Genomic DNA, 25497 nt, shown 5'->3' on the forward strand with positions numbered 1-25497 from the left:
AGAAGCCTCCTTTTTATATACTAAATAAAGTGAAACTTTAATCAGTTGGGTTTTCTTCATCCCCACTGATTATTAACCCACACCAATCGGGCTTTTATGAGCAGTGGATCTCCCACCTAACTTCTTTGCTCCAGCCGAATCTTGAGGTGGGAATTTTACTGCAGGTGAATAGCGGGATAAATTACTCTGATCTCACTAATTTCACAGATTTAGTCCCTCCCATAAACTCATGATGTACAGTTAATGTGTTCTCCTCAAGTTTCAAATCAACCTTCTGTTTTCTTTCTCCCATTAAAAATACAAGCTCTATGGAAATAATCCCTTGGTCCACACTTAATATTCGAAAGTCTCCTATAGTAGTCCCTTTCCCAAAAATATTATGTTCCATAAATTCTCCGCCTGTTTTCTCACTATTAATAGATTCTATTTCCAACCCAACTGGCCTGTCTGTACTTTCTGATGACATCCAAGACCCCTTTAACTTTCCAATATCAGCCTCTTTTTTCTTTTCATTTTTTAACTCTTCCTCTTTTTTCTTGACTTCTGCTTGTTGAGTTAGTAAGCCATCGATTTGCTTATTCAGCTCTTGGGCCCGTTGATTTTCCGAAATAAATTGTTGATTTTGACCAGTATCGTTAAAAATTTTATTTACTATCCCTTTAGCCTCTTCATACTTTTTATCATTCTTTAACTTCTCTGCCTTTTCCAATTGACCTATATATTGACCTTTTAACTCTTTATGCTCTATAAGCAAATCTTTTTGTTCTTTCGCTTGATTTTGAAGGATTGCGGAACCATCTTTCATCTTTTCTACTTCTTGGAACAAACCTATTGCTTGTTCTATATTTCCACTCGATCTCTCTTTTATCGAACTTATCATCTTAGTAGTTTGGCCTTTTAATACCTTTGCTTCTTTATCATCCTTTTTCTCTTCTAATGCTAGCTCAAATGATGCTACTGCCGTGTCATATTCTTTACTCGCTAACGCCAATTTCCCTTGATCCATTGCTTTTTTATAGGTTTCATTGCTACATCCTACCATTAAAAATAAAATTATGATTCCTAAAATCAATCTTTTCATCATATCCCCCTAAATTAATATAATTCTATATACACTCAATAGTATCATAAAATTTATATATAAAATTTTAAATACCATCATTAAAACATAAAGGGAACTTGTCATTTCTTCTCGAACTTAATCTATGAACATAAGTAGAGGGGGATAACAATAATGTACCAAACAATTGAAGGCTTTTTACAATCATGGACATACGAAGCAGAGTCTACTCAGAAAATGCTTGATTCATTAACCGATGCATCTTTATCACAAGAAATTGCACCTGAACATTGGACTTTAGGAAGAGTTGCTTGGCACATCGTGACGGCAATTCCTGTTATACTATCTGGCACAGGGCTAAAGTTTGAAGGAGAATCGAAAGATTATCCTGTTCCAACTTCTGCAAAAACAATTGCAGATGAATACCGTAAAGTAAACGCGGCTTTTGTTGAAACACTTCAAAGTAAATGGACTGATAAAGACTTAGCTACTATTAATGACTTCTTTGGTCGCCCTATGCCGAATTCTATATTTTTAATGACACTCATTAATCATCAAAATCACCACCGCGGACAAATGACAGTTTTAATGCGACAAGCTGGCTTAACAGTTCCTGGCGTATATGGCCCCGCAAAAGAAGAATGGGCTGCGGCTGGAATGGAAGCTCCTAAAATGTAACGACAAAAAAGACAAGATGTTTACATATCTTGTCTTTTTCTGTAACTTGTTTCATGTGAAACTATTTTTTGTTAAATGGTTGTTTTATGGAAAAAACAAGTTAAAATAAATACATATTATGAGGAGGGGCAACCAAATTGAATAAAAAAACAAAAAAATAACTATGGGAACTATTTTACTAACTTCTCTTATTGGAGTTATTAGTGTATCTCTTTATTTCACCTATTATGGTACCCCTTGGGGAAAACAAGCAGCAATTACGGAATCAAAAGAGTATATTACAAAATATTTTAATCTAGATACAGAAGTCAAAAATACTTCTTACGATGCTAAAATGAATAGCTATGCAATCTCCTTTGAAACAAGTACCGACGGCGAGTTTACTATCGAATATAAAAGTCCTAATAACTTTAACATTTCTCCAGAAGTGCAAAAGTATTTAAGCACGCACTCTAAATTTACAGAGTAGTAACGAAGCGTATATATACAAAAAAGAGTTGGTGTAACGCCAACTCTTTTCACATATTCTTATCATACAGTTATATCTTCCTTCTCTATATTTTTAATGCCGTAATATGCAATCACAACTCCAATTGCTGCAAGTGCTATTTGAAGGGGAAGAAAAGTTGCTGTAGAAAACGCTGGGTTGGTATTCATTGCAATTGATACAACGATAAGAGACGAAACAATTGTAGCTGGCACTGAACGTTTACGCATTCCGAAATATATTGGGATTAAACTTATTCCCGCAGTGGCAATGGCTAAAGGAACCAGTTTTATTCCTTCTTGCGTCAATTGATCTACTGTAAATGGATTAGGAAGAATTGAAAAATAGCTATCTATCCCAAAGAAAATTCCTACTACTAAAATGTTAGATACAATAACTGTTATACATGTTAATGTTGCTGTAATAACCAACTTACTAATCATCATTTTCTTCCGATTAATAGGATAAGAAAACATAAGTAGTATTGTTTTGTTTTTATATTCACTAATTATTAACCTTGCGATTAACACGCTACCAAAAATAATAAATGTTGCTCTTACTAATGTACTAGCCGTTAACAACATCATCTGTGGATCCCTTATTTCCGGATCCCCTTCTACTTGAGCAACGATGCTCGTAAAGATCATTAATGCCAGTATAGCGATATTTGCAATAATCGCTCTCCTTACATACCATCCAAGCTTAAACTTCTTCATTTCTAGCTTCATTAAACGTAACATTATAGTCCTCCCTCCTCCTAAGACTTAATCAATATAAATGACCCCTGTTTTACTTAAAATCTTCACTTCATTTTTTGCATCACCAATAGTTCCTACTTTTATTTTTTCTGTACTTTTATCTTTCTTAAATCCTTTTAAATCCACTATTACGTCAGCCGAATTACTTTTAGCCATAAGCTTCAATGATGCCGGGACACCTTTATACCGTACGCCAATATCCCCTGATTTTGTTTCTACAAATAATGATTTTCCTTCTGTCATATCTTTCAGTAATACTTCCCCAGATGTTGAAGTGATGTTCATATTTTCGTTTTTTACATTTTTTACATAATTATCACCAGTAGTGGAAGTTATATTTACTTCTTGTAATGAACTATCTTTTAACATTAAATCTCCACTTTCGGATGTAAATTCACCCTTCTCTGCCGATAGTCCTGTAATCATTCCATCTCCAGATTTTCCTCTTGTCACGATGCTTTTTACTACTATATCGTTTATTTTCACATCACCCGATTTATTATTTAATACAATTTTATCTATTTCTTTCTTCGGAATAGCTATAGATATACTATTTTTCTTCCTAAACGTAAAACCATAAGAAAATCTGTTCACCTTTTGTTTTTGCTTAATCACAAGTTTATTTTCATCATTTTCTATTTTGACGGGATCTATCTCTTTATCTGCTTGTTCACCTTGAGCGGAAATTACTATTTTATTAGCGTCTGTACTTTTAAATTCAAGATTCCAGTTTTCAATGTCTACTTCTATTGCTTTTATATTATTTATCTCAAAAGACTTTTCTTTCTTAAAATCTTTCCCCTGAAATACCTTAATACCAAAAACTACACTAGCAATTGTAATGAATAATATTGCAATTACTATTATTTTTTTCACCATTCATACCCCAGTTCGTTTTTTGTTTTAAGCTTGCTTCACGCCACATCGATCTTGTCGATTTTACGAAACGATAGATAACTAATGAAAATTCCTAATAAACAGAGCACGATTGGGATAGCTATAAAATCAAACATACTTACTTGACCGTTTCCAGGACCAAAGTTACCACTAATCAGCATACCAATTATTACTGCCGAAGTAATCGTTGTCGGTGTCGATTTCTTTCTCATTCCAAAAAACAAAGGAATTAAACTTATACCAGATATCATAAATGCACTTATAATAGTACCTGGAACGATAGCTATTATTTCACCTATCGTAGCAGGTGTTTCAATCAGTCCCATCATTGGACTCACAAAATATACAAGCAAACTAATAATGAAAGTCGCGATAATGGTACTCACAAAACAAAAACAAAAAACAATTGTTAATTTCGCACTCATTAGCATTTTCCTTTGAAGCGGATACATAAATGATAGTTGTATCGTTTTATTCTTATACTCATCAATTACTAAACGTGATAAAATGACCGAACTAAAAATAATGAATGTTATCCTAATAAAAATATTTACTAAAGCCATATTCTGTGTGAAGTCAGAGAAGAGCATGTCTTCCTCGGCTTTCATTCCCAATGCCATAAGGCTTACTGCAGCGAAAATTGCTATAATACAAATTGCTACACTTTTAAAGTAACTAGATAATTTATGTTTCTTCCATTCGAGCTTCATTAATTTAAACATATAAATTACGCCTCCATTCTTTATATACCTGTCTCTACGCTGCTAACATTCTAATTCCAGCAGTAACGAAGCTTAACATTCCTATCACTAGTACAATGAACAACCATTTCCGCTCTGGTTTTCTATAATATAAAATTCCACTTATTAGCATTACGATAAATCCACTTACCAGGTTCAGCCACAGTCCATTAAGCATGAATACCCTCTCCATCCATTACATTTAAGAAATATTCTTCTAAGGAACTATGTTTCTTATTAATACTTTCAATTTCCACATCGTTCATAATAAGTGCTTTTGAAATGGCCTGCTGAGACGCTGACGTATCATACACACGAATCATGGTTCCACTCATTATTTTGTAGTTTTTTATACCAAGTTTATCTTCTAAAATATAAGCTGCACGTTTCACATCAGGAACAGTGATTTCAATGTACTCTGTTTGTTTTCCGTTAATACTCTTCATTGAAACTTCTTTTATTAGTTTTCCATTTTGAATCACACCAATTGTATCCGCCATTAGTTCCATCTCACCTAAAATATGACTAGAAACTAATAATGTAATACCGTATTCTTTGCAGAGCATTTTAAATAAGTCTCGTAACTCTTTAATACCAATTGGATCTAAACCGTTAATTGGTTCATCTAAAATGAGCAATTCTGGCTTTGTCACGATTGCCCTTGCAATACCGAGTCGTTGTTTCATTCCTAATGAAAAATCTTTTACTTTTTTATTATCTATCCCTTGTAGTTTCACTAAATGTAAAGCATGGTCAATTGCATTTTTATCGTAGTAGCCCATATATTCACAATGCAGGTCTAAGTTTTCTTTCGCCGTTAATTTATCATAAAAGATTGGGTATTCAATAATTGTCCCCATTCTTTTTAATACTTCATAAGATGTATCTGTTAATTTCTCACCGAAGATTTCAATATCACCACTCGTCGGTTTTATTAAATTTGTAATCATTTTCATAATCGTTGTTTTACCAGCACCGTTTGGTCCTAAAAAACCGTAAATTTCTCCTTTTTTCACATGCATGTTAACACCGGAAATAACTTCTTTCCCTTTAAACACTTTCGTTAACTGGTTTGTTTTTAATATATATGTCATGTTACTTTCCCCTTTCGCAATACTCTATATTTCTATAATAGACAACGGAAATCTCTTTTTTCTTACCCGTTTCTTACAAATTCCTTACGCTGAAAAAAAGCTTGTAGAATCTACTGCTCTACAAGCTAAAACTGCATCTTTGTTAATACAATTGTAAAAATTGTTTTTTCATACGGTTTACTAGAAAGGTGAATTTTTCCGTCCATCGCTTCCACAAGCCGTTTCGTAATCGTTAATCCTAGACCGCTTCCTTGGTACAATCTATTTCTTGAATCTTCAAGTGTGTACATACGCTCAAATACTTTATCAATATGAGATTCATCAATCCCTTTTCCTTTATCCCATACGTCTATATACACACTCGTTTCATCATCTCTTAACGTCATACCAAGTGCCTTTCCATCGTCTCCATATGTAATCGCATTTGATATTAAATTATTCAATACCCTACCTAATACTTCTATATTTCCAAGTGCGTATATATTTCTTTCTGGTATATCAATATGAACCTGAAAACCTTTCGTCGTCACTAAATCATAAAAAGATAAAATCTTCTCGCGGCAAACTTCATTCATATTTACTTTTGTCATTTCAATTGCTTTGTCACCAGATTCTAATTTTGCCAAGTCAAAAAACTTATGAATTAACTCCATCACTTCTAGTGTTTTCGTATGCACTTTTTCAAGTAATATTTGTTGTTCTTCTTTATTTATCGTTTTATCCTTATTTAACATTTCTGTATATCCAAGAATAACTGTTAGTGGTGTTTTCAAGTCATGCGAAATATTTGAAAGCATTTTTCTCATCGAAATTTCTACTTTTGCATGATCTGCATTCGTTTTCTGTTTTGCATCTAATAATTGATTAATTGCCACTAATAATTTTTGCAATTCTAGATCATCTGTCATAACGAGTAACGTCTCGCCTGTTTTGTCATTTACAATACTTTCTAACTTTTCATATGTGTATCGTAAATTTTTACTACTATTTTTTTTCATTCTATATTGCATATAAATAACACATAACAATATAAAAATAATACCTATTAACAAATTGACCATATTACATCACTTCCAACTTATAGCCGATGCCCCATAACGTTTTAATATATTCTGGATTAGATGGATCACTTTCGATTTTCTCACGCAATCTTCTCATATGAACATTAATAACGTTATCATCACCGTAATACTCTTCATTCCAAACTAACGTATATATTTGCGCTTTTGTAAATACACGATTTTGGTTCTTTACGAATAGCTTTAAAATCTCAAATTCTTTTAAAGTAAGTTTGAGAGGCTTCCCGTTTTTTTCAACTGTAAAATTAATTGGATCAATTGTTAAATCACCAATTTGAATCATTTTTTCTATTGTTTCTGTAGCCGAGTATTTCGTAGACCTCCGAATACCTGCTTTTACACGTGCAGCCAATTCAATCATAGAAAACGGCTTACAAATGTAATCATCTGCTCCAAGTCCTAATCCGACAGCTTTATCAACATCTGTATCTTTTGCTGACATCATTAAAATCGGAACTGCACTTTTTTCACGAATAATACGTACAACCTCTAATCCATCTAGCTTCGGCATCATAATGTCGAGGATAATCAAATCAAATGAACCTTTTAAATATGTGTTCACGCCTTCCTCTCCATCAGACGCGATTGTAACTTGAAAGCCCTCTTTTATTAAATACTTTTCCACCATCTCTTGAATTGAAATATCATCTTCCACTAATAAAATATGATGTGACATATGTCTATCCCCTTTTTTACAAACATTAACATATCAATTGTATCGCAACCAATGAATGCTGGAAACAATTATATGAATTTTCAAACCAACTTCCCTTCCTTCCTTAACAATGATATGATGAAATTCACTACGATTGTTCCTAATTAACTTTATATAAAGGAGACTTATCATGTCAGAGAATAAAAAAGTAAGCTTAGCTGATTTAATGCGCGAACAACTTGCTAAGAAAAAGCAAGGAAATGGAAATGGTCAAAATGCAAAAAATCAAAGCCAAGAAACGAAAAAATTACAAAACCAACAAACAAAGAAAACAAACAACCAACGTAGACGAACAGGTGTGTAAATGAACGGACAAAAACGTTCTAATATCGCACCCGGCCTTGAAGTTGATATTGTATTAAAACAAGATCAACGCACCGGCAAATTAACACGTGGAATTGTAAAAGATATTTTAACAAAATCCCCTTCCCATCCGCATGGCATTAAAGTGCGATTGCAGGACGGGCAAGTCGGTAGAGTACAAAATATCGTTCAATAAGAAAAGGAGCTCAAGTAAACTCGAGCTCCTTTTCTTTATTAACCTTTAATTTTCTCGATGAAAACTACTTTTAAGTAGTCTCCTTCTTTAAATTGATCAATGGTACGGAAATCTTCTGGTAAAGAATGTTCTTCTAATATTTTATATTTGCCATTCATTTCTTTAAAGGCTGTATCGATAAAGCCTTTAAACTTTTTCATATCGAATGCGCTACAATTTGTAGAAGCAACGATAATACCGTTATTTTCTGTAATAGCAATTGTTTCTTTTAATAAATTTTTATAATCTTTTGCTGCACTAAATGTATATTTTTTTGATCGGGCGAAGCTTGGAGGATCAAGTACGACCATATCAAATTTCATCTTTTTCTTAGCTGCATATTTGAAGTAAAGAAATACATCTTCTACAATAATATCTTGTGCTTCATAATCAACTTCATTGACGCTAAACTGCTCAATTGTTTTACTTAAACTACGATTTGCAAGGTCAACACTCGTCGTTTTACTCGCTCCGCCAAGCGCTGCAAATACAGAGAAAGCACCTGTATAAGAGAACATATTTAACACTGTTCTTCCCTTTGCATATTTATCACGAATTTGTTTTCGAACGTTACGTTGATCTAAAAATACACCAACCATTGCCCCGTCGTTTAAATAAACAGCGAAGTTCACACCGTTCTCTTTTACGATAAGTGGAAACTCACCGCGCTCTCCTGCTACGAAATCATCACCTTCAATGTATTTCCCTTTCGTATCAAAACGCTTTTTCTCATAAATGCCTTTAAAGTTTGCTACTTTTTGAAGAGCTGCTATAATCTCATCTCTGAAAGTGTAAATCCCTTCACTATACCAACTTACTACGTAGTATCCGTCATAGTAATCAATAATTAATCCGCCAAGACCATCACCTTCACCATTCACCACACGGAATGCTGTCGTATCACTTAATTTATAAAATTGTTTTCGTTTATGTAAGGCTGATTTGATTTTACTTTCAAAGAAAGATTGATTAATTTGTTCACTCTCTTTTCTCGTTAAAATCCAGCCGTATCCTTTATTTTGTTTTCCATAATAACCTTTTCCGACAAAGTTGTTCTTCTCATCTACTACTTTGATGATTGTCCCTTCTTCACGAACATCGTTTAAATTTTGAATTGCATCTTTTAAAATAAGTGGATATCCACTTTTAATTTCTTTTATAAATTTCGGTTTTATTTTTATAGTTACTTCTGATCGCATATAATAACTTCCTTTCCATTTGCATGCTTTCTCTATAGGAAGCATTTAAAAAACGAGCCTGAAAAAACAGCCTCGTTTCACTATACCATATTATTGCTTTGCTAGTACAACTCGCTCATTCTCGCACTTAACCGCCACATATTTACTACGTTTTGAAATGGAAATCTCACTGTCCAAAATAATAGAAAAAAATTATATATTTCACATTTACCATTGACAATGATAATGATTTTCATTATCATTTAATGTATATGAGTTCTTGAAAATATAGCTACATTTATAGGAGGAATAAACATGATTATTGTTACAAATACAGCTAAAATTACAAAGGGAAATGGACATAAATTAATTGAGCGTTTTAATAAAGTAGGTAAAGTTGAAACGATGCCAGGCTTTTTAGGTCTAGAAGTTCTTTTAACGCAAAATACAGTTGATTATGATGAAGTAACAATTAGCACTCGCTGGAATGCAAAAGAAGATTTCCAGGGTTGGACAAAGAGCGCCGCATTTAAAGATGCTCACTCACATCAAGGCGGGATGCCAGAATATATTCTTGATAATAAAATTGCTTACTATGATGTAAAAGTTGTACGTATGCCAATGGCTGCAGCACAGTAAAAACAGTTCTTTTTTAAAGTATAGAATATGAGAAGCGTTATCTATCACTTCTCATATTCTATACTTTTTTCTTTAATTTCTTTTTACTAATTTTGCGTGTACAACTAGCCTTCCAGCCTCTGGATCAAGCGCATAGTCACAAGTAGAAAGTGTTACAATTTCATCATTAGCCGTCAATTCCGTATCCGTTTTGTACAGTGATTTTTCTTGGATTTCCTTTAAGAACGATGTATATGCTGCATCATTTTCAAAATCCGTTTCAATGTAATAAAAGTCCGTTGTTGTCGTGTATACTGAAAAAACTTCAACGTCGTATCCTTCAAATAATGTATCGTAATATAATTTACGATGGGACATGAAAAAGTCTTCGTCCAACATCTTTTTTAAACTACCAAACATAGAACCGTCTTTCATACGATGACCATATAAAATCGTATTTCGATTTTGAGATTTCACATCATTACGATGGTCCATAAAAATGCTTCCCGCTCTCATATCTTCACCTTTATAATTACGAAATAAATAGTAATCATTATCTTTTGCTTGAACGATTGGATAATTAATTTGTGTATCATCCATCGTAATCCATCCGACTATCTCTGGATTAATTTTCTGGAGATCCTGAAACTGTTTACGTACCTCTCCGTCTTCCGATTTTTCTTCCATTGGACTTCTTTTATAAATATGTTGTGCCTCAGCCATTACTTTACGATTTTCATAATAATCCATGAAAATCCCGCCCAACTCATACATTGAATAGAAAAAGATTCCTAAAAACGCAATTGTAAGTATGCGTTGAAAAAAAGAATTCTTTTTCCGTCCTTTCTTGCTATTCAAATTATCACCTCAAAACGGATTATGCTCAGCCTTTAGATTCCCATAGGTACCATGTACAATCCGGTATCTTCATCCTGCTTTACAATGACATCTACACCATATATTGCTTTAACCATTTCTTCTGTTATTACATCATTAGGATTACCTTTCGTAATGATCTCTCCATCTTTCATAACGATAATATAGTCGCTATAACGAATGGCTTGATTAATATCATGTAATACCATTACAATCGTTAGTCCATACACTTCATTTAACTCTTTCACTAACTCTAATATTTCTAGCTGATAGTAAATATCTAAATATGTTGTCGGTTCATCTAAGAAAAGCATTGGTGTATTTTGAGCTAATGTCATTGCGATCCAAACTCGCTGCCTCTCTCCACCAGATAAAGCATAGATTGGCTTATCACGCTTACTTTGTAAATTCGTACATACTAGTGCGCGCTCTATCACTTCTCTATCTTCATCTGTTTGCGGAGAGAAAATATTTTTATATGGCATACGCCCAAAGCTTATTAGCTTTTCCACTGTAATATCTGCTGGAGCCTCATTTTGTTGATGGACAACTGCTAGCTTTCTAGCAAACTCTTTCGGTTTATATTCACTAATCGCTTTCCCATCAAGTATTACTTCTCCACTGCTAGGAACGTGATTTCTAGACATGACACTAAGTAATGTTGATTTCCCGCATCCATTCGGGCCAATGATTGTTGTAATTTTCCCAATCTCTATTTCACTACTAACAGACTTTAAACGATTTGTTACGTTATCGTATGAAAAGGTTACATTTTTAATTTCCATGAACTTTATCACTCTTTCTAAGCAAGAATATTAAGAATGGACCACCAATAACCGCCATAATTGTTGCTGCTGGAATTTCGTTAGGTGGCACAATTAACCTTCCAATCGTATCTGCCGTCAAAATTAATAACGCCCCTGCAAGAGCAGAAAATGGAATTAATACTTTATGATCTGAACCGACTAATTGTCTTGAAATATGCGGAACTAGTAATCCTACAAAAGCAATAACACCTGCAATCGCTGTTGATACTGCCGCTAAGAGTACTGCAATGGCAGAAATAATAAGGCGAACTCTCGTCACGTGCAAACCTAAGTTTTTCGCAGTCTTATCTTGTAGCGATAATAAGTTACACCAAGCTCCTACGAACAGAGCAAGAATAAGACCAACCGTTCCATAAGTCACCATTATTTCTACATCGCCCCACGTCTTCATTGTTATGTTAGAAGTCGTCGTTTGCTTAATACTCTTAATAAAATACCCACAAATTGTAACGAATGATTCATTTAATCCAGTAAACATCGCATTAATGGCAATACCAATTAAAATAATGCGAAGCGGGCTTAACCCTGACTTCCATGAAAACGAATAAACGAGATAACACGCAAACGCACCACCTAAAAAGGCGAATACGGGTGTCCAGAAAAAGAATTGCGGGAACAACGTAATAATAACGAGTGTCATAAAACTAGCTCCTGAAGATATACCGATTACCCCAGCATCAGCGAGTGGATTCTTCATAACAGCTTGAAAAAGCACCCCTGAAACAGCAAGAGCCGCTCCAGTGAACAACGCAATAATAATACGCGGGAAACGTAAATCTTTAATGACTTCAACCTCTTCATTTCCACCTGTAAATATCCCTTGTATAAGTTCAACAATACCTACTTCTAAACTCCCTTTCATCGCTGACAATGATGTCATAACAATGAGCAATGCAGTAACAATGAGGAAACTCCAAGTTTTTTTATTCATTCTACTCTTCCTTTATATTAAAATGCATCACGGATACATCATTTTTTTCAATTCATCTAACGCTTCAATTGCTGCTAAATTTCCTGTCGTTCCAAATAAACGCTCTTCTAAATCGTAAACACGGTTATTTTTAACCGCAGCAAAGTGTTTCCAAATGTCATTTGTTTTAAATTCTTTATCAAACATTTTTACAACTTCATCAGGCATACCATGAGCTGCTCGTAAAATAATATCTGGATCAGCTTTCTTTAAATACTCTGTATTAGAAGCTAAATATTCTACTTGTTCACCTTGCACAATATTTTTACCACCTAGTTGTTTCACTAAATCTCCAATATAAGAATGCTCTGTTGCTACTAAATAACTGCCCGGCACACCTAATAAAATAAGCACTGTCGGTTCTTTCTTTCCTTTTACTTCCTTTTGAATGCTAGCAACCTTTTTATCTAACTTAGTTACCACTGCTTCAGCTTGTTTTTCACGTCCATATTTCTTACCTAAATCGCTAATAGAACTTTGCATGTTTTTTAAACTCGTTAAATCTAAAAAGTTTGCTTTCATACCCACACCATCAAAAACTGGCTTTAATTCATATTCAAGTGTTGTCACAGATAACACTTCTGAAGGCTTTAATGACTTTACCTTTTCCATATCTGGACTCATTGGATTCCCAACTTCAGGTAAACCTTTATATCGCTTCGGTAAAGTTTTAGAACTTGTTGGAACGCCGACTAAATCTACTTCTAACGCATCCATAATTTCAGTAACAGCCACTGTTGTTGCAACAACGCGCTCTTTACTCTCACTCTTTACCTGCTTTGCTGTTTCTTTTTTGGGTGATGAGCACCCGGCTATACTCATTAACAAAATGATAGCCATTAGTACACTTACGATTTTCTTCACTCTCAATCACCACTCCCTTCCATACAATATGAAACAAGTCTTGATGCACGCGAACATGCATCAAGACTCCAAAAATTACAATCTACCTGCTCTATATTTACGGACTAGTAAAGCAAGTGAACCTAGCAGTAACACCATGTATAAACCAAGTTGTGCTGTATCTGCAGTTTTTGAGTTTTTCTCTTTTTTTGAATCATTTTTTGTATCTTCTTTTTTCTTCTGACCATCTGCATTTCGGTTAAAATCAGGAGTACCTACTGTTTTTACATTATCTACTTTCGGTGTAGTCACTGGATTTTTCGGTTCATTTTTCGGTTCCTCTTTAATAGTTTCTAACGCGCCGATATTATTTGTATCAAATTGAATTTGTACATCGTAGAAATGATGGTAGTTCATCTCATCGATGTCTACCTTTACTTTTGCGTTTAATTTTTCAAATAGATCTTCTACTTCAAACTGTACTACTCGCGTATTTGTATTTTTATCTTCTCTTACTACTTTCGCATCAGCGAATAGTTCCTTGTTTTCCGTTTGAAATTTCGTAATCCACGCACTATTTTTCAGCGTCATCTCAATGTATTTTTTACCATCTTTTACGATTAATTTCGCTGGATTTACAACATAGTCATGCATCTTTGAAATCTCATCTGTTTTATCTTTTAATACTTTAAATGTAATATCATATTGGCCATCTACTAAATTTTTCGGATCAACTATTACTTTCGGGTTATTATTTCCACCTTGGTTGTCATTTCCACCCTGGTTGTCGTTTCTTCCTTGGTTGTCGTTTCCGCCTTGGTTGTCGTTTCCTCCTTGGTTGTCGTTTCCTCCTTGGTTCCCTAAAGCTTTAATACTGTCTTGATCAAATACAAATTGAACATCGTAGAAATGGTGATAATTCATTGAATCAATATCTACTTTTACTTTTGCATTTAATTTTTTAGACAAATCGTTTACTTCTACTTCTACTACTCTTGTATTTTGTTCTTTATTTTCACTTAACACTTTTGCATTAACGAAAGAACCATTCTTCTCAAATTCAAATTTCGTAATCCATGTACTATTTGTTAATGTAAACGATACGTATTTCTTACCATCTTTTACTTTTAATACACCTGGGCTTTTTGTGTATGTGTTCATCATTGAGATTTCATCTGTTTGATCTTTTAACACTTTAAAGCCAATGCTGTATTCACCATCTTTAAGAGCTTTTGGATCAATTGTTGTGTTATTATCTTGGTTGTTGTTTCCACCTTGGTTGTTGTTTCCACCTTGGTTGTTATTTCCGCCTTGGTTGTCGTTTCCACCTTGGTTGTTATTTCCGCCTTGGTTGTCGTTTCCACCTTGGTTGTTGTTTCCACCTTGGTTGTTGTTTCCACCTTGGTTGTTGTTTCCACCTTGGTTGTTGTTTCCACCTTGGTTGTTGTTTCCACCTTGGTTGTTGTTTCCACCTTGGTTGTTGTTTCCACCTTGGTTGTTGTTTCCACCTTGGTTGTTGTTTCCACCTTGATTGTTGTTTCCACCTTGGTTGTTGTTTCCACCTTGGTTATCTAACGGCTTAGTGCTACCTTTATCAAATGCAAATTGAATATCGTAAAAATGGTGATAATTCATTGAATCGATATCTACTTTTACTTTTGCATTTAACTTTTTCGATAAATCTGGTACTTCTACTTCCACTACGCGTGTATCAGCTTTTTTATCTTCACTTATTACATTTGCATCAACAAATGAACCATTTTTCTCAAATTCAAATTTTGTAATCCAAGAACTGTTCGTTAACGTAAAGGATACATACTTCTTACCATCTTTTACTTTTAGCACACCTGGACTTTTTGTATATGTGTTCATCATTGAAATTTCGTCTGTTTGATCTTTTAATGCTTTAAAATTGATGCTGTATTCACCATCTTTAATTGTTTCAGCATCTGGTTTTTTATTTTCATCTGGTTTTTCTGCTTCCGGTTTTTCTACTTCTGGTTTTTCTACTTCCGGTTTTTCTACTTCCGGTTTTTCTACTTCTGGTTTTTCTACTTCCGGTTTTTCTACTTCTGGTTTTTTCTCTTCATTTTTAATTTGTTCAAGTTTATCTTGTTCAAATAAAAGTTGTACATCATGCGTTTGCTTATAATTTCTTGATGCCATTTCGATAAATACTTTTGTATTTAGTTTTTTAGATAAATCGTTTACTTCAAACTCTACTACTCTTGTATCTTTTTCCTTATCCTCACTCACTACTTTTGCATCAACAAATGCGCCATCTTTTTCCGTTTGGAAATTTTTAATTAATGAGCTACTTTTTAGTGTTACAATTGCTTTTTTCTTACCGTTTTCTACTTTTAATACTCCTGGATTTACCATGTAAGTATTCATCTTAGATTCTTCATCTGTTTGATCTTTTAACACTTTAAATGGAATGCTGTACGCACCATCTGTAATTGTGTTAGAATTTGGTTGTTGATCTGGGTCAGGCTTTTGGTCGGGCTTCTGACCTGGATCGGTAGTTTCATTTGGATCTGGCTTATTAGCTGGGTCCTCTTTTTCATTTGGTTTTTCTACATGAATTGGTGTAACGCTATTTTGATCAAATGCAATACGAACGTCGTACTCATGATGATAATTTAAAAAATCAATATCTACTTTTACTTTTGCATTTAATACCTTCTCTACATCTTCTACATCAAATTCTACTACTCTTGTATCTTTTTCTTTATCTTCACTAATTACATTTGTCGCAACTAGCTTACCTGCTTTTTCTGTTTCAAACTTCGTAATCCATGAACTATTCGTTAATGTAAAGGATACTTTCTTTTTCCCATCCTTCACTTTTAAAGTTCCCGGGCTTACTGAATATTGATTCATCATCGATTCTTCATCTGATGTATCTTTTAAAACTTTGAAACCAATTGAATATTCACCGTCAGCCAACTTGGTAGCTGCTTGAACTGCAAGTGGTTGTAATGTTGATACGAATGTAAATATCATTAAAAACATAGCAACAATAATTTTTGTATACCTGTTCAATGGAACGACTCTCCCTTTTGAAAATTATTTAATACTGTTCCCATCAAATACAAAGCGAATATCATACGAAGCATTATAATTAATAATTGGAATATTAATTTTCACCTTGCCATTTAGTTTTTTTGACAAGTCAGCAACTTCAAATTCTACAACTCTAGTATTATCTTTTTTGTTTTCACTTAACACGGTTGTTTCTAAAAATTGACCATCTTTTTCTACTTGGAAACTTTTAATAGAAGCACTATCTTTCACTTTAAATGAAACATATTGTTTTCCATTTTTAACTGTTAATGTTGCTGGGCTTTCAAAATAACTATTCATTCTAGACGATTCATCTTTATCGCCTTTCCATACAGTAAAAGCAATATTATATTTTCCATCAGCTAGTTTTGTAGCAGCCTTTGCATCTTGTAAACCTAGTGTTGCGATAAACGTAAATAAAACAGCAAATACGGCAATAATCATTTTAAATTGTTTAAACATATATTCATCACCCTTCAAAAGATTTATTTACTCAATTTCACTTTACGAATTAAGAAAGCACCTGAAATAAGAATTAACGCTGCAAACAATCCAATACGTGCTTCATCGCCTGTTTTTGGGTTATCTGTTTTTTCAGCTTTTCCATTTTCATTTTTTGTTTCTTTGTTCACTTCTTTAGCTGTTTCCTTACTCTCTACTTTTGTTTTCTCTTCTTTTACTTGTGTATCTGTTTTCGCTTGATCATTATTTTTTGTTGTAGCAGCTACGCCGTTATCGCCACCTACAGCTTTTACATTTGCATCAAAAGCAAAACGAATTGTGTAGTGGTGGTCATAGTTTGCATTTGGTACAACAACATGAATTTTTACAGCTGCTGGTTTGGATAAATCATCTACTTTAAACTCTACTGTTCTTTTATCTGCCGATTCATCTTTACTAACAACTTTCGCATCAACAAAATTCCCGTTCTCTGGTGCTTTAAATTCTGTAATCCAAGCACTATGATTCATCGGAACTTGTACTCTCATCTCACCGTTTTTCACTATTAATTTTGCTGGCTTTTCAAAATAGTCATTTGCCATTGAAGCTGAATCATTTTCCGCTTTTTGAATTACATAATTAATATCGTAAGTACCATCAGCTAGTTTTGCTGAAGCATTCCCGTATGGCATTACAAGAAAAGCTAGCATACATACGAACGTTATAATAAAAGCGGGTAATACAGAAACCTTTTTCATTTTTCTTGTTTCCTCCTTGGTTATCTTTCACTTCACTTTTTGAAAATGATAATTATTCTCAATTTATAAGAAAAAAATAATCTCTTCTACCTATTATTTAATTAGCATTCTTTTATGTAACATAAGCATTATTGATTATCATTCTCATTGAATGTTAAAAATAATATCTCACCCTATTCCTTATATGAAGGCATAGACACTGAGAAAAAATTACAAAACTTATTTATTGATTATCATTCTCAATATAAATCAAAAAAAATAAACTATCTCTTCTCCTCTTCTTTCACCTCTTCCCCCTAACAACACTTTAGTTATAGAAACCCCTTTTCCCTCACTTCCCTTCCAATATTTCCACAACTAAGTCAATCTTAGCCTACTCATAAATTTTTTGTCAACTATATTACGTATAAAATTTTTAATATCTGAATTTCTCTATATATGGCTTTTTCTACAAAAAAAGAGACTTTCTATTATAGAAAGCCTCTTTTCTCTATTTTTCTACAGCAATTTCCTGCTTTTGAAACTTAGAAACTATATAACCAAATCCTATACCGATTATGCCTGGAACTAACCAACCAATTCCTACACTATATAATGGAATCTTATCTAAAATAGGTGCTAGCGCTGCAATTTGAAGGTTTGCATTGTGTAACCCATCAAAGAAACTTATTGCAAATGCTCCTACAATCCCGCCCACATACATCGCTAATGGAAGACGAACGTAGTTTTCAACAAGTGATAGTACGATAAGTACGATTCCAATTGGATAAATGGCGATTAAGATTGGTAATGCTAATGCATTTAACTGAGTTAACCCAAGGTTTGCTACCATAAATGCTAATACACAGAAAATGAAAACGACTTTTTGATAAGAAAGCTTTGGTAATAAGGAAGAGAAGTAATCACCACAAGCTGCAACAATACCTACAGAAGTTGTTAAACATGCTGCTGTAATTGCGATCCCTAGTAATAAAGTTCCGTAGCTACCAAATAAATGATTCACGACATTTGTTAAAATAATTCCTCCGTTTGCGCCCATTCCAAGTGACACACTAGAAGCTCCAAGATAAGCAAGTGCTAAATACACAAGTAGTAAACCAAGCGCTGCAATAAATCCTGCAAAGATTGTTACTTTTGCAATACTGTTTTTATTTGTAATGCCTTTTTCTTTTAACGCATGAATTACAACATTTCCGAATACCAGTGCTGCAAGTCCATCTAAAGTTAAATATCCGTCAATAAATCCTTTAAAGAGAGGAGCACTATACGCTTCTGTCGGTGCACCAAATTCTCCAATTGGTGTAATAAGTGCTTTACCTACGATAATTGCAATAACAGCTAATAGTATTGGAGTTAGCACTTTACCAATACGACCCACTAATTTCGAAGGATTTAAAGCTAAATAGAAAGTGACTGCAAAGAAAATAAGTGTAAAGATAACAAGTGGATATGACTGACCAGCTATCTCACTTGGTAAAAACGGTGCAACACTCATCTCATAAGCTACTGTTCCTGTACGCGGCACACTTACGAATACGCCTAAACATAAATAAATTGCAGTGATAAAAACAAGTGCGAATATAGGATGTACACGTCCTGCTAGCTCATTAATATCTCCCTTTAAAGCTATAACAATTACTCCTAATAAAGGTAGTCCAACCCCTGTTACGATAAAACCAAACAGTGCGATCCATACGTCCGTTCCAGCACCTTGCCCTAACGCTGGTGGAAAAATCATATTACCTGCACCAAAAAACAGTGCAAATAACATTAAACTTATTGCAAACATCTCTGAAAACTTTAAAGATGATTTCATTTCTGCTAACCTCCTAAAATAATTAATTGACAAAATATTCTGAATCTAAATCCGTCACATATCCTCTTTCAAGCATACTTCCCCGTAAAAGAACGCAAAAAACACCCGTCCCTAACAAAGGGACGAGTGTTGAAATCGTGGTTCCACCCTTATTCTAATAAAATGAATTTATAGCAAAATAAGCTCATTTTATAGCTCGTGTAAATTGATAACGGTTTTATCCGTCAAGAATTACAATGCATCATGCATGCAGTTCACTCTTGAAGTTTAGAGGTGGTAAGCTTGTCTTTTCGTATTAGGAAGCTCACAGCCTAAGGCTCCCCTCTCTGAGAATCGTAAAATACAACTCATGTCCTCATCATTACTTTTATAAAATATCTTGTCGAAACTTGTTGTTTTTTATTATATGGGCTATTTTTTAAAAAATCAATAGTTTTATTTTTTCTGACAAAAAAATATAGGGAGAAAATTTTTCCTCCCTATAACTGCCCTTTTAATATCTCTAATTCCTCAGTTGCAATGTTCCGCCATTTTCCTACTCCAAGCTCATTTAGCTCTATATTCATAATGCGCACTCGCTTTAGCTTTATTACAGTAAATCCGAAAGCACGACTCATTCTACGAATTTGCCTGTTCATCCCTTGCGTTAAAATGATACGAAATGTTGATTGATCGACTCTCGTCACTTTACACGGCTTCGTCATACCATCTTTAATCTTTACGCCGCTGGCCATCTCATCAATAAACCAGTCCGTAAAAGGTTTATCGACTCTGACAACATATTCCTTCTCGTGCTCATGATCACCATGTAAAATTCGATTCGCAATGCCGCCGTCATTCGTTAATAAGATAAGTCCTTCCGATGCTTTATCTAATCGTCCAACTGGAAAGATTCGCTCTGGGTAATTGATATAATCAATAATATTATCTTCAATATGATCAGCTGCTGTACAAGTAATCCCGACTGGTTTATGAAAGGCTATGTACACCTTTTCTTTCTCTTCTTTTACAATAACTTGCCCATCAATCGTTACAACATCACCATCGCTCACAAGTGCACCGTGCGTACATATTTCGCCATTAATAGCCACGCGTCCAGCTTTAATAAGGCGATCTGTCTCGCGTCTTGAGCAAGATTTTGCTTCGCTTATGTATTGGTTGATTTTCATGTTTTGTTCCTTTTCATATATAATAAAAACGTCAATCTATGGCAATATCATTATGCCACGATTGACGCTTTTTCACTTCGCAAAAACAACTAAATAAATAACCCCAATCACCAAAAATATTCCACAACAAGCTAACAATACTTTTGCAAGTTTGTCCATAAACATATAATGGTTTCCCCTTTGTTTCGTTGTTTGCTATTTTAATTCGACAACTGTTACGCCTAGGCCTCCCTCGCCCATGTCACCGTAACGGTAATTCTTCACGCCGCGATGCTTCTTCAAGTAATCTTGTACACCTTGGCGAAGCGCTCCTGTTCCTTTACCGTGAATGATTGATACACGAGGATAACTTGCAAGCTGGGCATCGTCTAAATATTTTTCAACGCGCATCATTGCATCTTCATAACGTTCACCGCGAAGATCCAGTTCCAATGAAACGTGGTAATCTCTACCCTTCACACTTGCGACTGCTTTTTTCTCTGTTTGCTTCGGTGTGTTAATGTATTCCATGTTAGATTCTTTTACTTTCATCTTCAGAATACCGATTTGTACGCTCCACTCTGTATCACTTACTTTTTCAAGTAATTGACCCTTTTGACCGAACGTTAATACTTTTACTTCATCACCTGCGCGTAACTGTTGTTTCGGCGCAGTGTTTTTCACGTTTACTTTTTGTTTCTTCACAAGCTCTGGCGCTGTTCCTTCTAGACGGCTCTTCGCTTCAATAAGCTCATGGTCTTTCACATTTACAAGCTGTGCTTTACGCAATTGACGAAGTTCTTGAATAATACCTTCTGCTTCTTTCTTCGCAGCTTCGACTTTTTCTTCCCCTTCTTTTTGCGCTTTTAATAGTTTTTCATCACGCTCATCGTTAAACTCAATAATTTGACGTTGCAACTCACGATGAAGTTTCTCAGATTGTTTGCGAAGTGCCTCTGCTTCGTTCCAGTCACGCTCTGCATTCTTTTGACTTTCTTCTAACTTCGCAATCATATTCTCAATTTTGTTTGTATCTGTACTAATGTGGTTACGTGCTTGGTCAATAACGCGATCAGATAATCCAAGGCGCTTCGAAATTTCAAAGGCGTTACTACGACCTGGTACACCGATTAATAATTTATACGTTGGGCTTAATGTGTTCACATCGAACTCAACACTCGCATTAATAACTTGCTCACGGTTATATCCGTACGCTTTTAATTCTGGGTAATGCGTCGTAGCAACAACGCGAGCACCGCGGTTACATACTTCATCTAAAATCGAAATGGCTAGTGCAGCACCTTCTTGCGGGTCTGTTCCAGCACCTAATTCATCAAATAAAACTAAGCTTTCAAAATCAGCTTTTTCTAAAATATCTACAATGTTCACCATATGTGAGGAGAACGTACTTAAGCTTTGTTCAATCGACTGCTCATCACCAATATCAGCAAAGATATTTTTAAATACACAAATCTCTGACTCATCCATTACTGGAATGTGAAGGCCAGATTGCGCCATTAATACACAAATACCAACCGTTTTCAGCGTAACTGTTTTACCACCTGTATTCGGTCCTGTAATAACAATTGTTGTGAAATCTTTACCTAGCATAATGTTATTTGGCACAATAATTTCTGGATCGATTAGGGGGTGACGAGCTTGTCTTAAATCCATATAACGCTCGTTATTTACGATTGGTTTCGTTGCTTTAATTCGTTTCGCATAAAAAGCTTTCGCAAAGATGAAATCAAGATTTGCAACTACTTCTACGTTTGATAAAACGATATCGGCTTCTACTGCCACTTCTTCTGTTAACATTAATAAGATGCGTTCAATTTCTTGTTTTTCTTTCACTCGTGCTTCTTGTAGTGCATTATTTAATTCTACAATTACTTGTGGTTCAATAAATAATGTTTGTCCAGAAGCAGATTGGTCGTGAACAATACCGCCATATACGCCGCGGTATTCTTGCTTTACTGGGATTACGTAACGTTCGTTACGAATCGTTACAATCGAGTCAGACAGCATCTTTTGTGCGTTTGAAGAACGCGTCATATTTTCTAACTTTTCACGAATACGGCTTTCCGCAGTACGAATTTGAGTACGAATACCACGCAGTTTATCACTCGCGCTATCGACTACTTCACCGCCATCACCGATGCAATTTGTAATTTTCTTTTCTAAATCATATAAAGATACAATTTGAGCGACATGAGTTTCTAAAATCGGAAGCTCGACACCGTTATCAGCCATATCTTCAATGAAACGTTTCATATTACGACTACCATACATCGTATTCGCAATATCAAGTAGTTCATTCGGGCTTAACATACTTCCAATCTTTGCACGCTTCACATTTGAGCGAATATCCGTAATGCCACCTAATGGTGCACTACCTTTTAAACGAATGACTTTCGCTGCTTCATCCGTTGTATCTTGCATTTCTACAATTTCTTCAAAATCAGTGCTCGGCACTAAATTCTTCACTTTATCACGGCCAAGTGAAGAGGCTGTATGTTCAAGTAATTGTTCTTTTACTTTATTGTATTCTAATACACGCAACGTTCTTTCTAACATGTTGCAGGTCCCCCTTGTGTTACTTATTACGTTTAATATAGTCTAATAAACGTTCAATATCCCATGTGTTAATCACGTTATCTTTTTGAATCCAACCTTTACGTGCTGCAGCTACACCTGTTTCCATATCTTCTAACATTTCAAGTGTATGAGCATCCGTATTAATCGCTACTTTTACACCAGCATCTTGTGCTTGTTTTAATAATTTCGCGCTTAAATCTAGACGGTTCGGATTCGCATTTAATTCTAAAACTGTATTTGTCTCTTTTGCGAGTTCAATTAATAAATCTGTATCTACATCATAACCCTCACGGCGCCCGAGAAGACGTCCTGTCGGATGGGCAATCATTGTGACATGTTTATTCTCAAGTGCAGTACGCAGACGCTTCATAATCGTTTCACGGTCTTGTGAGAAGCTAGAGTGAATCGCTCCAATGACATAGTCTAATTCTTCTAATACTTCATCATCAAAATCAAGAGAGGCATCTGGTAAAATGTCCATTTCAATTCCGCGTAAAATTGTAATGTCTGGATACTTTTCATTCATACGTTCAATTTCTTTCGCTTGCTCACGAAGACGCTCTTTCGTTAAACCATTCGCTACTTTCAAATATTGCGAGTGATCAGTAATCGCCATAAACTTGTATCCACGAGCACGGCACGCTTGTACCATTTCTTCAATAGAAAAAGCACCGTCACTCCAAGTTGTATGCATATGTAAATCACCTTGTATATCGGAAAACTGAATTAAGTTCGGATACTCTTTAATTAATTCAATTTCTTTTCCATCTTCACGCACTTCTGGCGGAATAAATGGCAGACCGAAATGAGCGAAGAAGTCTTCTTCAGTCTCAAATGTTTTCACTTCACCTGTTTCCAAGTTCTCTACACCGTACTCACTAATTTTCTCGCCTTTATCTTTTGCGATTTGACGCATTTTTACGTTATGGTCCTTTGATCCTGTGAAATGGTGAAGAGTTGTAATAAACTCTTCTGGTTTTACTAAACGAAAATCGATTGAAATATCATATTCATATTGAAGACGGACAGAAACTTTTGTATCTCCACTTGCGATTACTTCAATCATATTATCGAATTGTAGTAAATGCTCACGTACCGCTTCTGGTTCTGTCGTTGCAATGATAAAATCTAAATCTTTCACTGTTTCACGAACACGGCGCAAGCTACCAGCGCGAGAGAAACGAATTACTTCAGCAATATTCGACAATTTCTCCTCTATTTCCCCGGCAATAGGCAATACCATCGCAATTGGTAAACGCTCTGGACGAGAGCCTACTTGATCGATTGCTTCTAATATTTTCTCTTCTGTCTTCTTACCGAAACCTGCTAAAGCCTGTACTTTATTTTCCTCACAAACAGCTTTTAGCGATTCCATATCAACAACACCAAGTTCTTTATATAACTTAGCCACCTTTTTACCACCAAGTCCTGGTAGTTTTAATAACGGCAATAAGCTACTTGGTACTTCTTTCTCAAGTTCTTGCAATACTTCAGATGTTCCCGATTCTATATATTCTTGAATAACGGCTGCTGTTCCTTTTCCGATTCCTGGAATCTTTGTGAAATCTTCAATTTCAGAAAGACTACGATCGTCACTTTCTAATGCTGCTGCCGCTTTACGAAATGCAGATATTTTAAATGGATTCGCACCCTTTAGTTCCATAAAAAGCCCGATTGTCTCTAATAATTTGATAACTTGTTTTTTATTTACTTTCATCATTGCCCCGCCTTTCTTTCATAGAAAAAAACTTCTCTTTCCGAAAAAAGAGAAGTTATACTCTGCTACCTGTCTGCCATAGTTCCTTCACCTTTTCAGATAGAATCGGTGTATCGTCTACAATTATTTTGCTAATTGATGATTTTTGTAATGGTGTTTGTACTTGTTCAATCGGAAGTATGTTTCCAATGATAATTAAGACAAACAAAATAATATATACTTCTAAAAACCCGAGGATTGCCCCCGCAAACGCATTTACTTGCTTTAAAACCGGTATTTCTGCAAACATATTTAACAAATTACCAAGTAATGAAAGTGCAATTTTTGTGATAATAAACAATATGATAAACGCAAGCGCTTGATAAAATACTGTCTCAATATTATTTGCATCAATCCATTCTGGAACAGATACGTTTTTATCAAATGGATACGGAATAAATTTCGCAAGTGCTGGCGCTAAATCTTTACAGTACCAGTATGCAACAAGGTATGCGATAATAAAGCTTGTTAACTTTACAAGTTGCAGAATAAACCCTCTGCGTAAGCCGAGGAAAAATCCCATAACAAGCAGTAAAATGATAATAATATCAATCAT

At 34.7% G+C, this 25497-nt stretch carries 26 protein-coding genes and 1 other annotated feature; of the genes, 5 read left to right on the forward strand and 21 right to left on the reverse strand.

Annotation, left to right across the window (positions count from 1 at the left end):
• Positions 1-181 precede the first annotated feature (181 nt).
• A complete protein-coding gene (locus tag AC241_RS22420) occupies positions 182-1081 on the reverse strand; it encodes a tetratricopeptide repeat protein (protein WP_043938367.1) in 900 nt (299 codons plus the stop codon).
• A 153-nt stretch (positions 1082-1234) separates the two neighbouring features.
• Here AC241_RS22420 and AC241_RS22425 point away from each other — a divergent pair, with 153 nt between their 5' ends.
• Complete coding sequence (locus AC241_RS22425) at positions 1235-1738, forward strand: DinB family protein (protein WP_000284973.1); 504 nt, start codon at positions 1235-1237, stop codon at positions 1736-1738.
• A 163-nt stretch (positions 1739-1901) separates the two neighbouring features.
• Positions 1902-2207 carry a YfjL-like protein gene (locus tag AC241_RS22430; protein ID WP_043938368.1) on the forward strand — a complete coding sequence of 102 codons (306 nt, stop codon included), beginning with the start codon at positions 1902-1904 and terminating at the stop codon, positions 2205-2207.
• Positions 2208-2269: 62 nt separating this feature from the next.
• Here the strand turns inward: AC241_RS22430 and AC241_RS22435 are convergent, their stop codons facing one another.
• The 7 genes from AC241_RS22435 to AC241_RS22465 form a co-directional block, all read right to left on the reverse strand.
• Positions 2270-2965, reverse strand: a complete 696-nt coding sequence (locus AC241_RS22435; protein WP_043938369.1) for an ABC transporter permease — start codon at positions 2963-2965, stop codon at positions 2270-2272.
• 24 nt (positions 2966-2989) lie between these two features.
• Positions 2990-3862, reverse strand: a complete 873-nt coding sequence (locus AC241_RS22440; RefSeq protein ID WP_043938370.1) for a DUF4097 family beta strand repeat-containing protein — start codon at positions 3860-3862, stop codon at positions 2990-2992.
• Positions 3863-3897: 35 nt separating this feature from the next.
• A complete protein-coding gene (locus AC241_RS22445) occupies positions 3898-4602 on the reverse strand; it encodes an ABC transporter permease (protein WP_000475542.1) in 705 nt (234 codons plus the stop codon).
• Positions 4603-4636: 34 nt separating this feature from the next.
• The gene (locus AC241_RS34875) at positions 4637-4798 is read right to left on the reverse strand and encodes a hypothetical protein (protein ID WP_000931813.1); all 162 of its coding nucleotides are present in this window, start codon (positions 4796-4798) and stop codon (positions 4637-4639) included.
• Positions 4791-5714 carry an ABC transporter ATP-binding protein gene (locus AC241_RS22455; RefSeq protein ID WP_043938371.1) on the reverse strand — a complete coding sequence of 308 codons (924 nt, stop codon included), beginning with the start codon at positions 5712-5714 and terminating at the stop codon, positions 4791-4793. Before AC241_RS22455 ends, AC241_RS34875 begins: the two co-directional genes overlap by 8 nt.
• Positions 5715-5839: 125 nt before the next feature.
• Positions 5840-6775, reverse strand: coding sequence for a HAMP domain-containing histidine kinase (locus AC241_RS22460; RefSeq protein ID WP_043938372.1), 936 nt, complete (start codon positions 6773-6775; stop codon positions 5840-5842).
• A gap of 1 nt (position 6776) precedes the next feature.
• Entirely contained in the window at positions 6777-7469 is a 693-nt protein-coding gene (locus AC241_RS22465) for a response regulator transcription factor (RefSeq protein ID WP_000018029.1), read from the reverse strand.
• A gap of 169 nt (positions 7470-7638) precedes the next feature.
• On the opposite strand from AC241_RS22465, the gene AC241_RS34880 reads away from it, so the two are divergent.
• Both AC241_RS34880 and AC241_RS22475 read left to right on the forward strand, forming a co-directional pair.
• Entirely contained in the window at positions 7639-7812 is a 174-nt protein-coding gene (locus AC241_RS34880) for a hypothetical protein (RefSeq protein WP_001293578.1), read from the forward strand.
• Entirely contained in the window at positions 7813-8007 is a 195-nt protein-coding gene (locus AC241_RS22475; RefSeq protein WP_001014307.1) for a YwbE family protein, read from the forward strand.
• A gap of 38 nt (positions 8008-8045) precedes the next feature.
• Here the strand turns inward: AC241_RS22475 and AC241_RS22480 are convergent, their stop codons facing one another.
• Positions 8046-9245 (reverse strand): class I SAM-dependent rRNA methyltransferase, encoded by a 1200-nt coding sequence (locus tag AC241_RS22480; RefSeq protein ID WP_043938373.1) that lies wholly within the window; start codon positions 9243-9245, stop codon positions 8046-8048.
• Between the two features lie 294 nt (positions 9246-9539).
• Between AC241_RS22480 and isdG the strand changes: the two genes are divergently transcribed.
• Entirely contained in the window at positions 9540-9863 is a 324-nt protein-coding gene (gene isdG, locus AC241_RS22485) for a heme oxygenase (RefSeq protein ID WP_000587818.1), read from the forward strand.
• Between the two features lie 72 nt (positions 9864-9935).
• On the opposite strand, the gene srtB is transcribed toward isdG, so the two are convergent.
• From srtB to AC241_RS22550, 12 genes are all read right to left on the reverse strand, one after another.
• Positions 9936-10700, reverse strand: coding sequence for a class B sortase (gene srtB / locus AC241_RS22490; protein ID WP_016080128.1), 765 nt, complete (start codon positions 10698-10700; stop codon positions 9936-9938).
• A 32-nt stretch (positions 10701-10732) separates the two neighbouring features.
• Complete coding sequence (locus AC241_RS22495; protein ID WP_048563973.1) at positions 10733-11503, reverse strand: ABC transporter ATP-binding protein; 771 nt, start codon at positions 11501-11503, stop codon at positions 10733-10735.
• Positions 11493-12476, reverse strand: coding sequence for a FecCD family ABC transporter permease (locus AC241_RS22500; RefSeq protein ID WP_016080126.1), 984 nt, complete (start codon positions 12474-12476; stop codon positions 11493-11495). Before AC241_RS22500 ends, AC241_RS22495 begins: the two co-directional genes overlap by 11 nt.
• A 27-nt stretch (positions 12477-12503) precedes the next feature.
• A complete protein-coding gene (gene isdE / locus AC241_RS22505; RefSeq protein ID WP_001264109.1) occupies positions 12504-13385 on the reverse strand; it encodes a heme ABC transporter substrate-binding protein IsdE in 882 nt (293 codons plus the stop codon).
• Between the two features lie 69 nt (positions 13386-13454).
• Positions 13455-16403 carry an NEAT domain-containing protein gene (locus AC241_RS22510; protein WP_050844564.1) on the reverse strand — a complete coding sequence of 983 codons (2949 nt, stop codon included), beginning with the start codon at positions 16401-16403 and terminating at the stop codon, positions 13455-13457.
• Between the two features lie 24 nt (positions 16404-16427).
• Positions 16428-16886, reverse strand: a complete 459-nt coding sequence (locus AC241_RS22515; RefSeq protein WP_050844565.1) for an NEAT domain-containing protein — start codon at positions 16884-16886, stop codon at positions 16428-16430.
• A gap of 23 nt (positions 16887-16909) precedes the next feature.
• Positions 16910-17623 (reverse strand): heme uptake protein IsdC, encoded by a 714-nt coding sequence (isdC, locus tag AC241_RS22520; RefSeq protein WP_000757950.1) that lies wholly within the window; start codon positions 17621-17623, stop codon positions 16910-16912.
• A 490-nt stretch (positions 17624-18113) separates the two neighbouring features.
• Positions 18114-19439, reverse strand: coding sequence for a branched-chain amino acid transport system II carrier protein BrnQ6 (gene brnQ6 / locus AC241_RS22525; protein WP_000842650.1), 1326 nt, complete (start codon positions 19437-19439; stop codon positions 18114-18116).
• Between the two features lie 115 nt (positions 19440-19554).
• Positions 19555-19810, reverse strand: a binding site (T-box leader).
• A gap of 108 nt (positions 19811-19918) precedes the next feature.
• Positions 19919-20608, reverse strand: coding sequence for a 23S rRNA pseudouridine(2604) synthase RluF (locus AC241_RS22530; RefSeq protein ID WP_050844566.1), 690 nt, complete (start codon positions 20606-20608; stop codon positions 19919-19921).
• A 195-nt stretch (positions 20609-20803) separates the two neighbouring features.
• Entirely contained in the window at positions 20804-23164 is a 2361-nt protein-coding gene (locus tag AC241_RS22540; protein ID WP_016080118.1) for an endonuclease MutS2, read from the reverse strand.
• A 19-nt stretch (positions 23165-23183) separates the two neighbouring features.
• The gene (gene polX / locus AC241_RS22545) at positions 23184-24902 is read right to left on the reverse strand and encodes a DNA polymerase/3'-5' exonuclease PolX (RefSeq protein WP_050844567.1); all 1719 of its coding nucleotides are present in this window, start codon (positions 24900-24902) and stop codon (positions 23184-23186) included.
• Positions 24903-24957: 55 nt separating this feature from the next.
• A complete protein-coding gene (locus AC241_RS22550) occupies positions 24958-25497 on the reverse strand; it encodes a CvpA family protein (protein ID WP_000565409.1) in 540 nt (179 codons plus the stop codon).

The sequence above is a fragment of the Bacillus thuringiensis genome, assembly GCF_001182785.1.
Lineage (GTDB): Bacteria > Bacillota > Bacilli > Bacillales > Bacillaceae_G > Bacillus_A > Bacillus_A thuringiensis_S.

Bases quoted from the DNA above. Each gene is read 5' to 3' on its own strand.
- AC241_RS22480 (WP_043938373.1), bottom strand. From the start codon at position 9,245: ATGCGATCAGAAGTAACTATAAAAATAAAACCGAAATTTATAAAAGAA.
- AC241_RS22420 (WP_043938367.1), bottom strand. From the start codon at position 1,081: ATGAAAAGATTGATTTTAGGAATCATAATTTTATTTTTAATGGTAGGA.
- isdG (WP_000587818.1), top strand. From the start codon at position 9,540: ATGATTATTGTTACAAATACAGCTAAAATTACAAAGGGAAATGGACAT.
- polX (WP_050844567.1), bottom strand. From the start codon at position 24,902: ATGAAAGTAAATAAAAAACAAGTTATCAAATTATTAGAGACAATCGGG.
- AC241_RS34875 (WP_000931813.1), bottom strand. From the start codon at position 4,798: ATGCTTAATGGACTGTGGCTGAACCTGGTAAGTGGATTTATCGTAATG.
- AC241_RS22495 (WP_048563973.1), bottom strand. From the start codon at position 11,503: ATGGAAATTAAAAATGTAACCTTTTCATACGATAACGTAACAAATCGT.
- AC241_RS22425 (WP_000284973.1), top strand. From the start codon at position 1,235: ATGTACCAAACAATTGAAGGCTTTTTACAATCATGGACATACGAAGCA.
- AC241_RS22475 (WP_001014307.1), top strand. From the start codon at position 7,813: ATGAACGGACAAAAACGTTCTAATATCGCACCCGGCCTTGAAGTTGAT.
- AC241_RS22460 (WP_043938372.1), bottom strand. From the start codon at position 6,775: ATGGTCAATTTGTTAATAGGTATTATTTTTATATTGTTATGTGTTATT.
- AC241_RS22445 (WP_000475542.1), bottom strand. From the start codon at position 4,602: ATGTTTAAATTAATGAAGCTCGAATGGAAGAAACATAAATTATCTAGT.
- AC241_RS22435 (WP_043938369.1), bottom strand. From the start codon at position 2,965: ATGTTACGTTTAATGAAGCTAGAAATGAAGAAGTTTAAGCTTGGATGG.
- AC241_RS22455 (WP_043938371.1), bottom strand. From the start codon at position 5,714: ATGACATATATATTAAAAACAAACCAGTTAACGAAAGTGTTTAAAGGG.
- AC241_RS22440 (WP_043938370.1), bottom strand. From the start codon at position 3,862: ATGGTGAAAAAAATAATAGTAATTGCAATATTATTCATTACAATTGCT.
- AC241_RS22540 (WP_016080118.1), bottom strand. From the start codon at position 23,164: ATGTTAGAAAGAACGTTGCGTGTATTAGAATACAATAAAGTAAAAGAA.
- AC241_RS22530 (WP_050844566.1), bottom strand. From the start codon at position 20,608: ATGAAAATCAACCAATACATAAGCGAAGCAAAATCTTGCTCAAGACGC.
- AC241_RS22465 (WP_000018029.1), bottom strand. From the start codon at position 7,469: ATGTCACATCATATTTTATTAGTGGAAGATGATATTTCAATTCAAGAG.
- brnQ6 (WP_000842650.1), bottom strand. From the start codon at position 19,439: ATGAAATCATCTTTAAAGTTTTCAGAGATGTTTGCAATAAGTTTAATG.
- isdC (WP_000757950.1), bottom strand. From the start codon at position 17,623: ATGAAAAAGGTTTCTGTATTACCCGCTTTTATTATAACGTTCGTATGT.
- AC241_RS22550 (WP_000565409.1), bottom strand. From the start codon at position 25,497: ATGATTGATATTATTATCATTTTACTGCTTGTTATGGGATTTTTCCTC.
- AC241_RS22500 (WP_016080126.1), bottom strand. From the start codon at position 12,476: ATGAATAAAAAAACTTGGAGTTTCCTCATTGTTACTGCATTGCTCATT.
- AC241_RS34880 (WP_001293578.1), top strand. From the start codon at position 7,639: ATGTCAGAGAATAAAAAAGTAAGCTTAGCTGATTTAATGCGCGAACAA.
- AC241_RS22430 (WP_043938368.1), top strand. From the start codon at position 1,902: ATGGGAACTATTTTACTAACTTCTCTTATTGGAGTTATTAGTGTATCT.
- AC241_RS22515 (WP_050844565.1), bottom strand. From the start codon at position 16,886: ATGTTTAAACAATTTAAAATGATTATTGCCGTATTTGCTGTTTTATTT.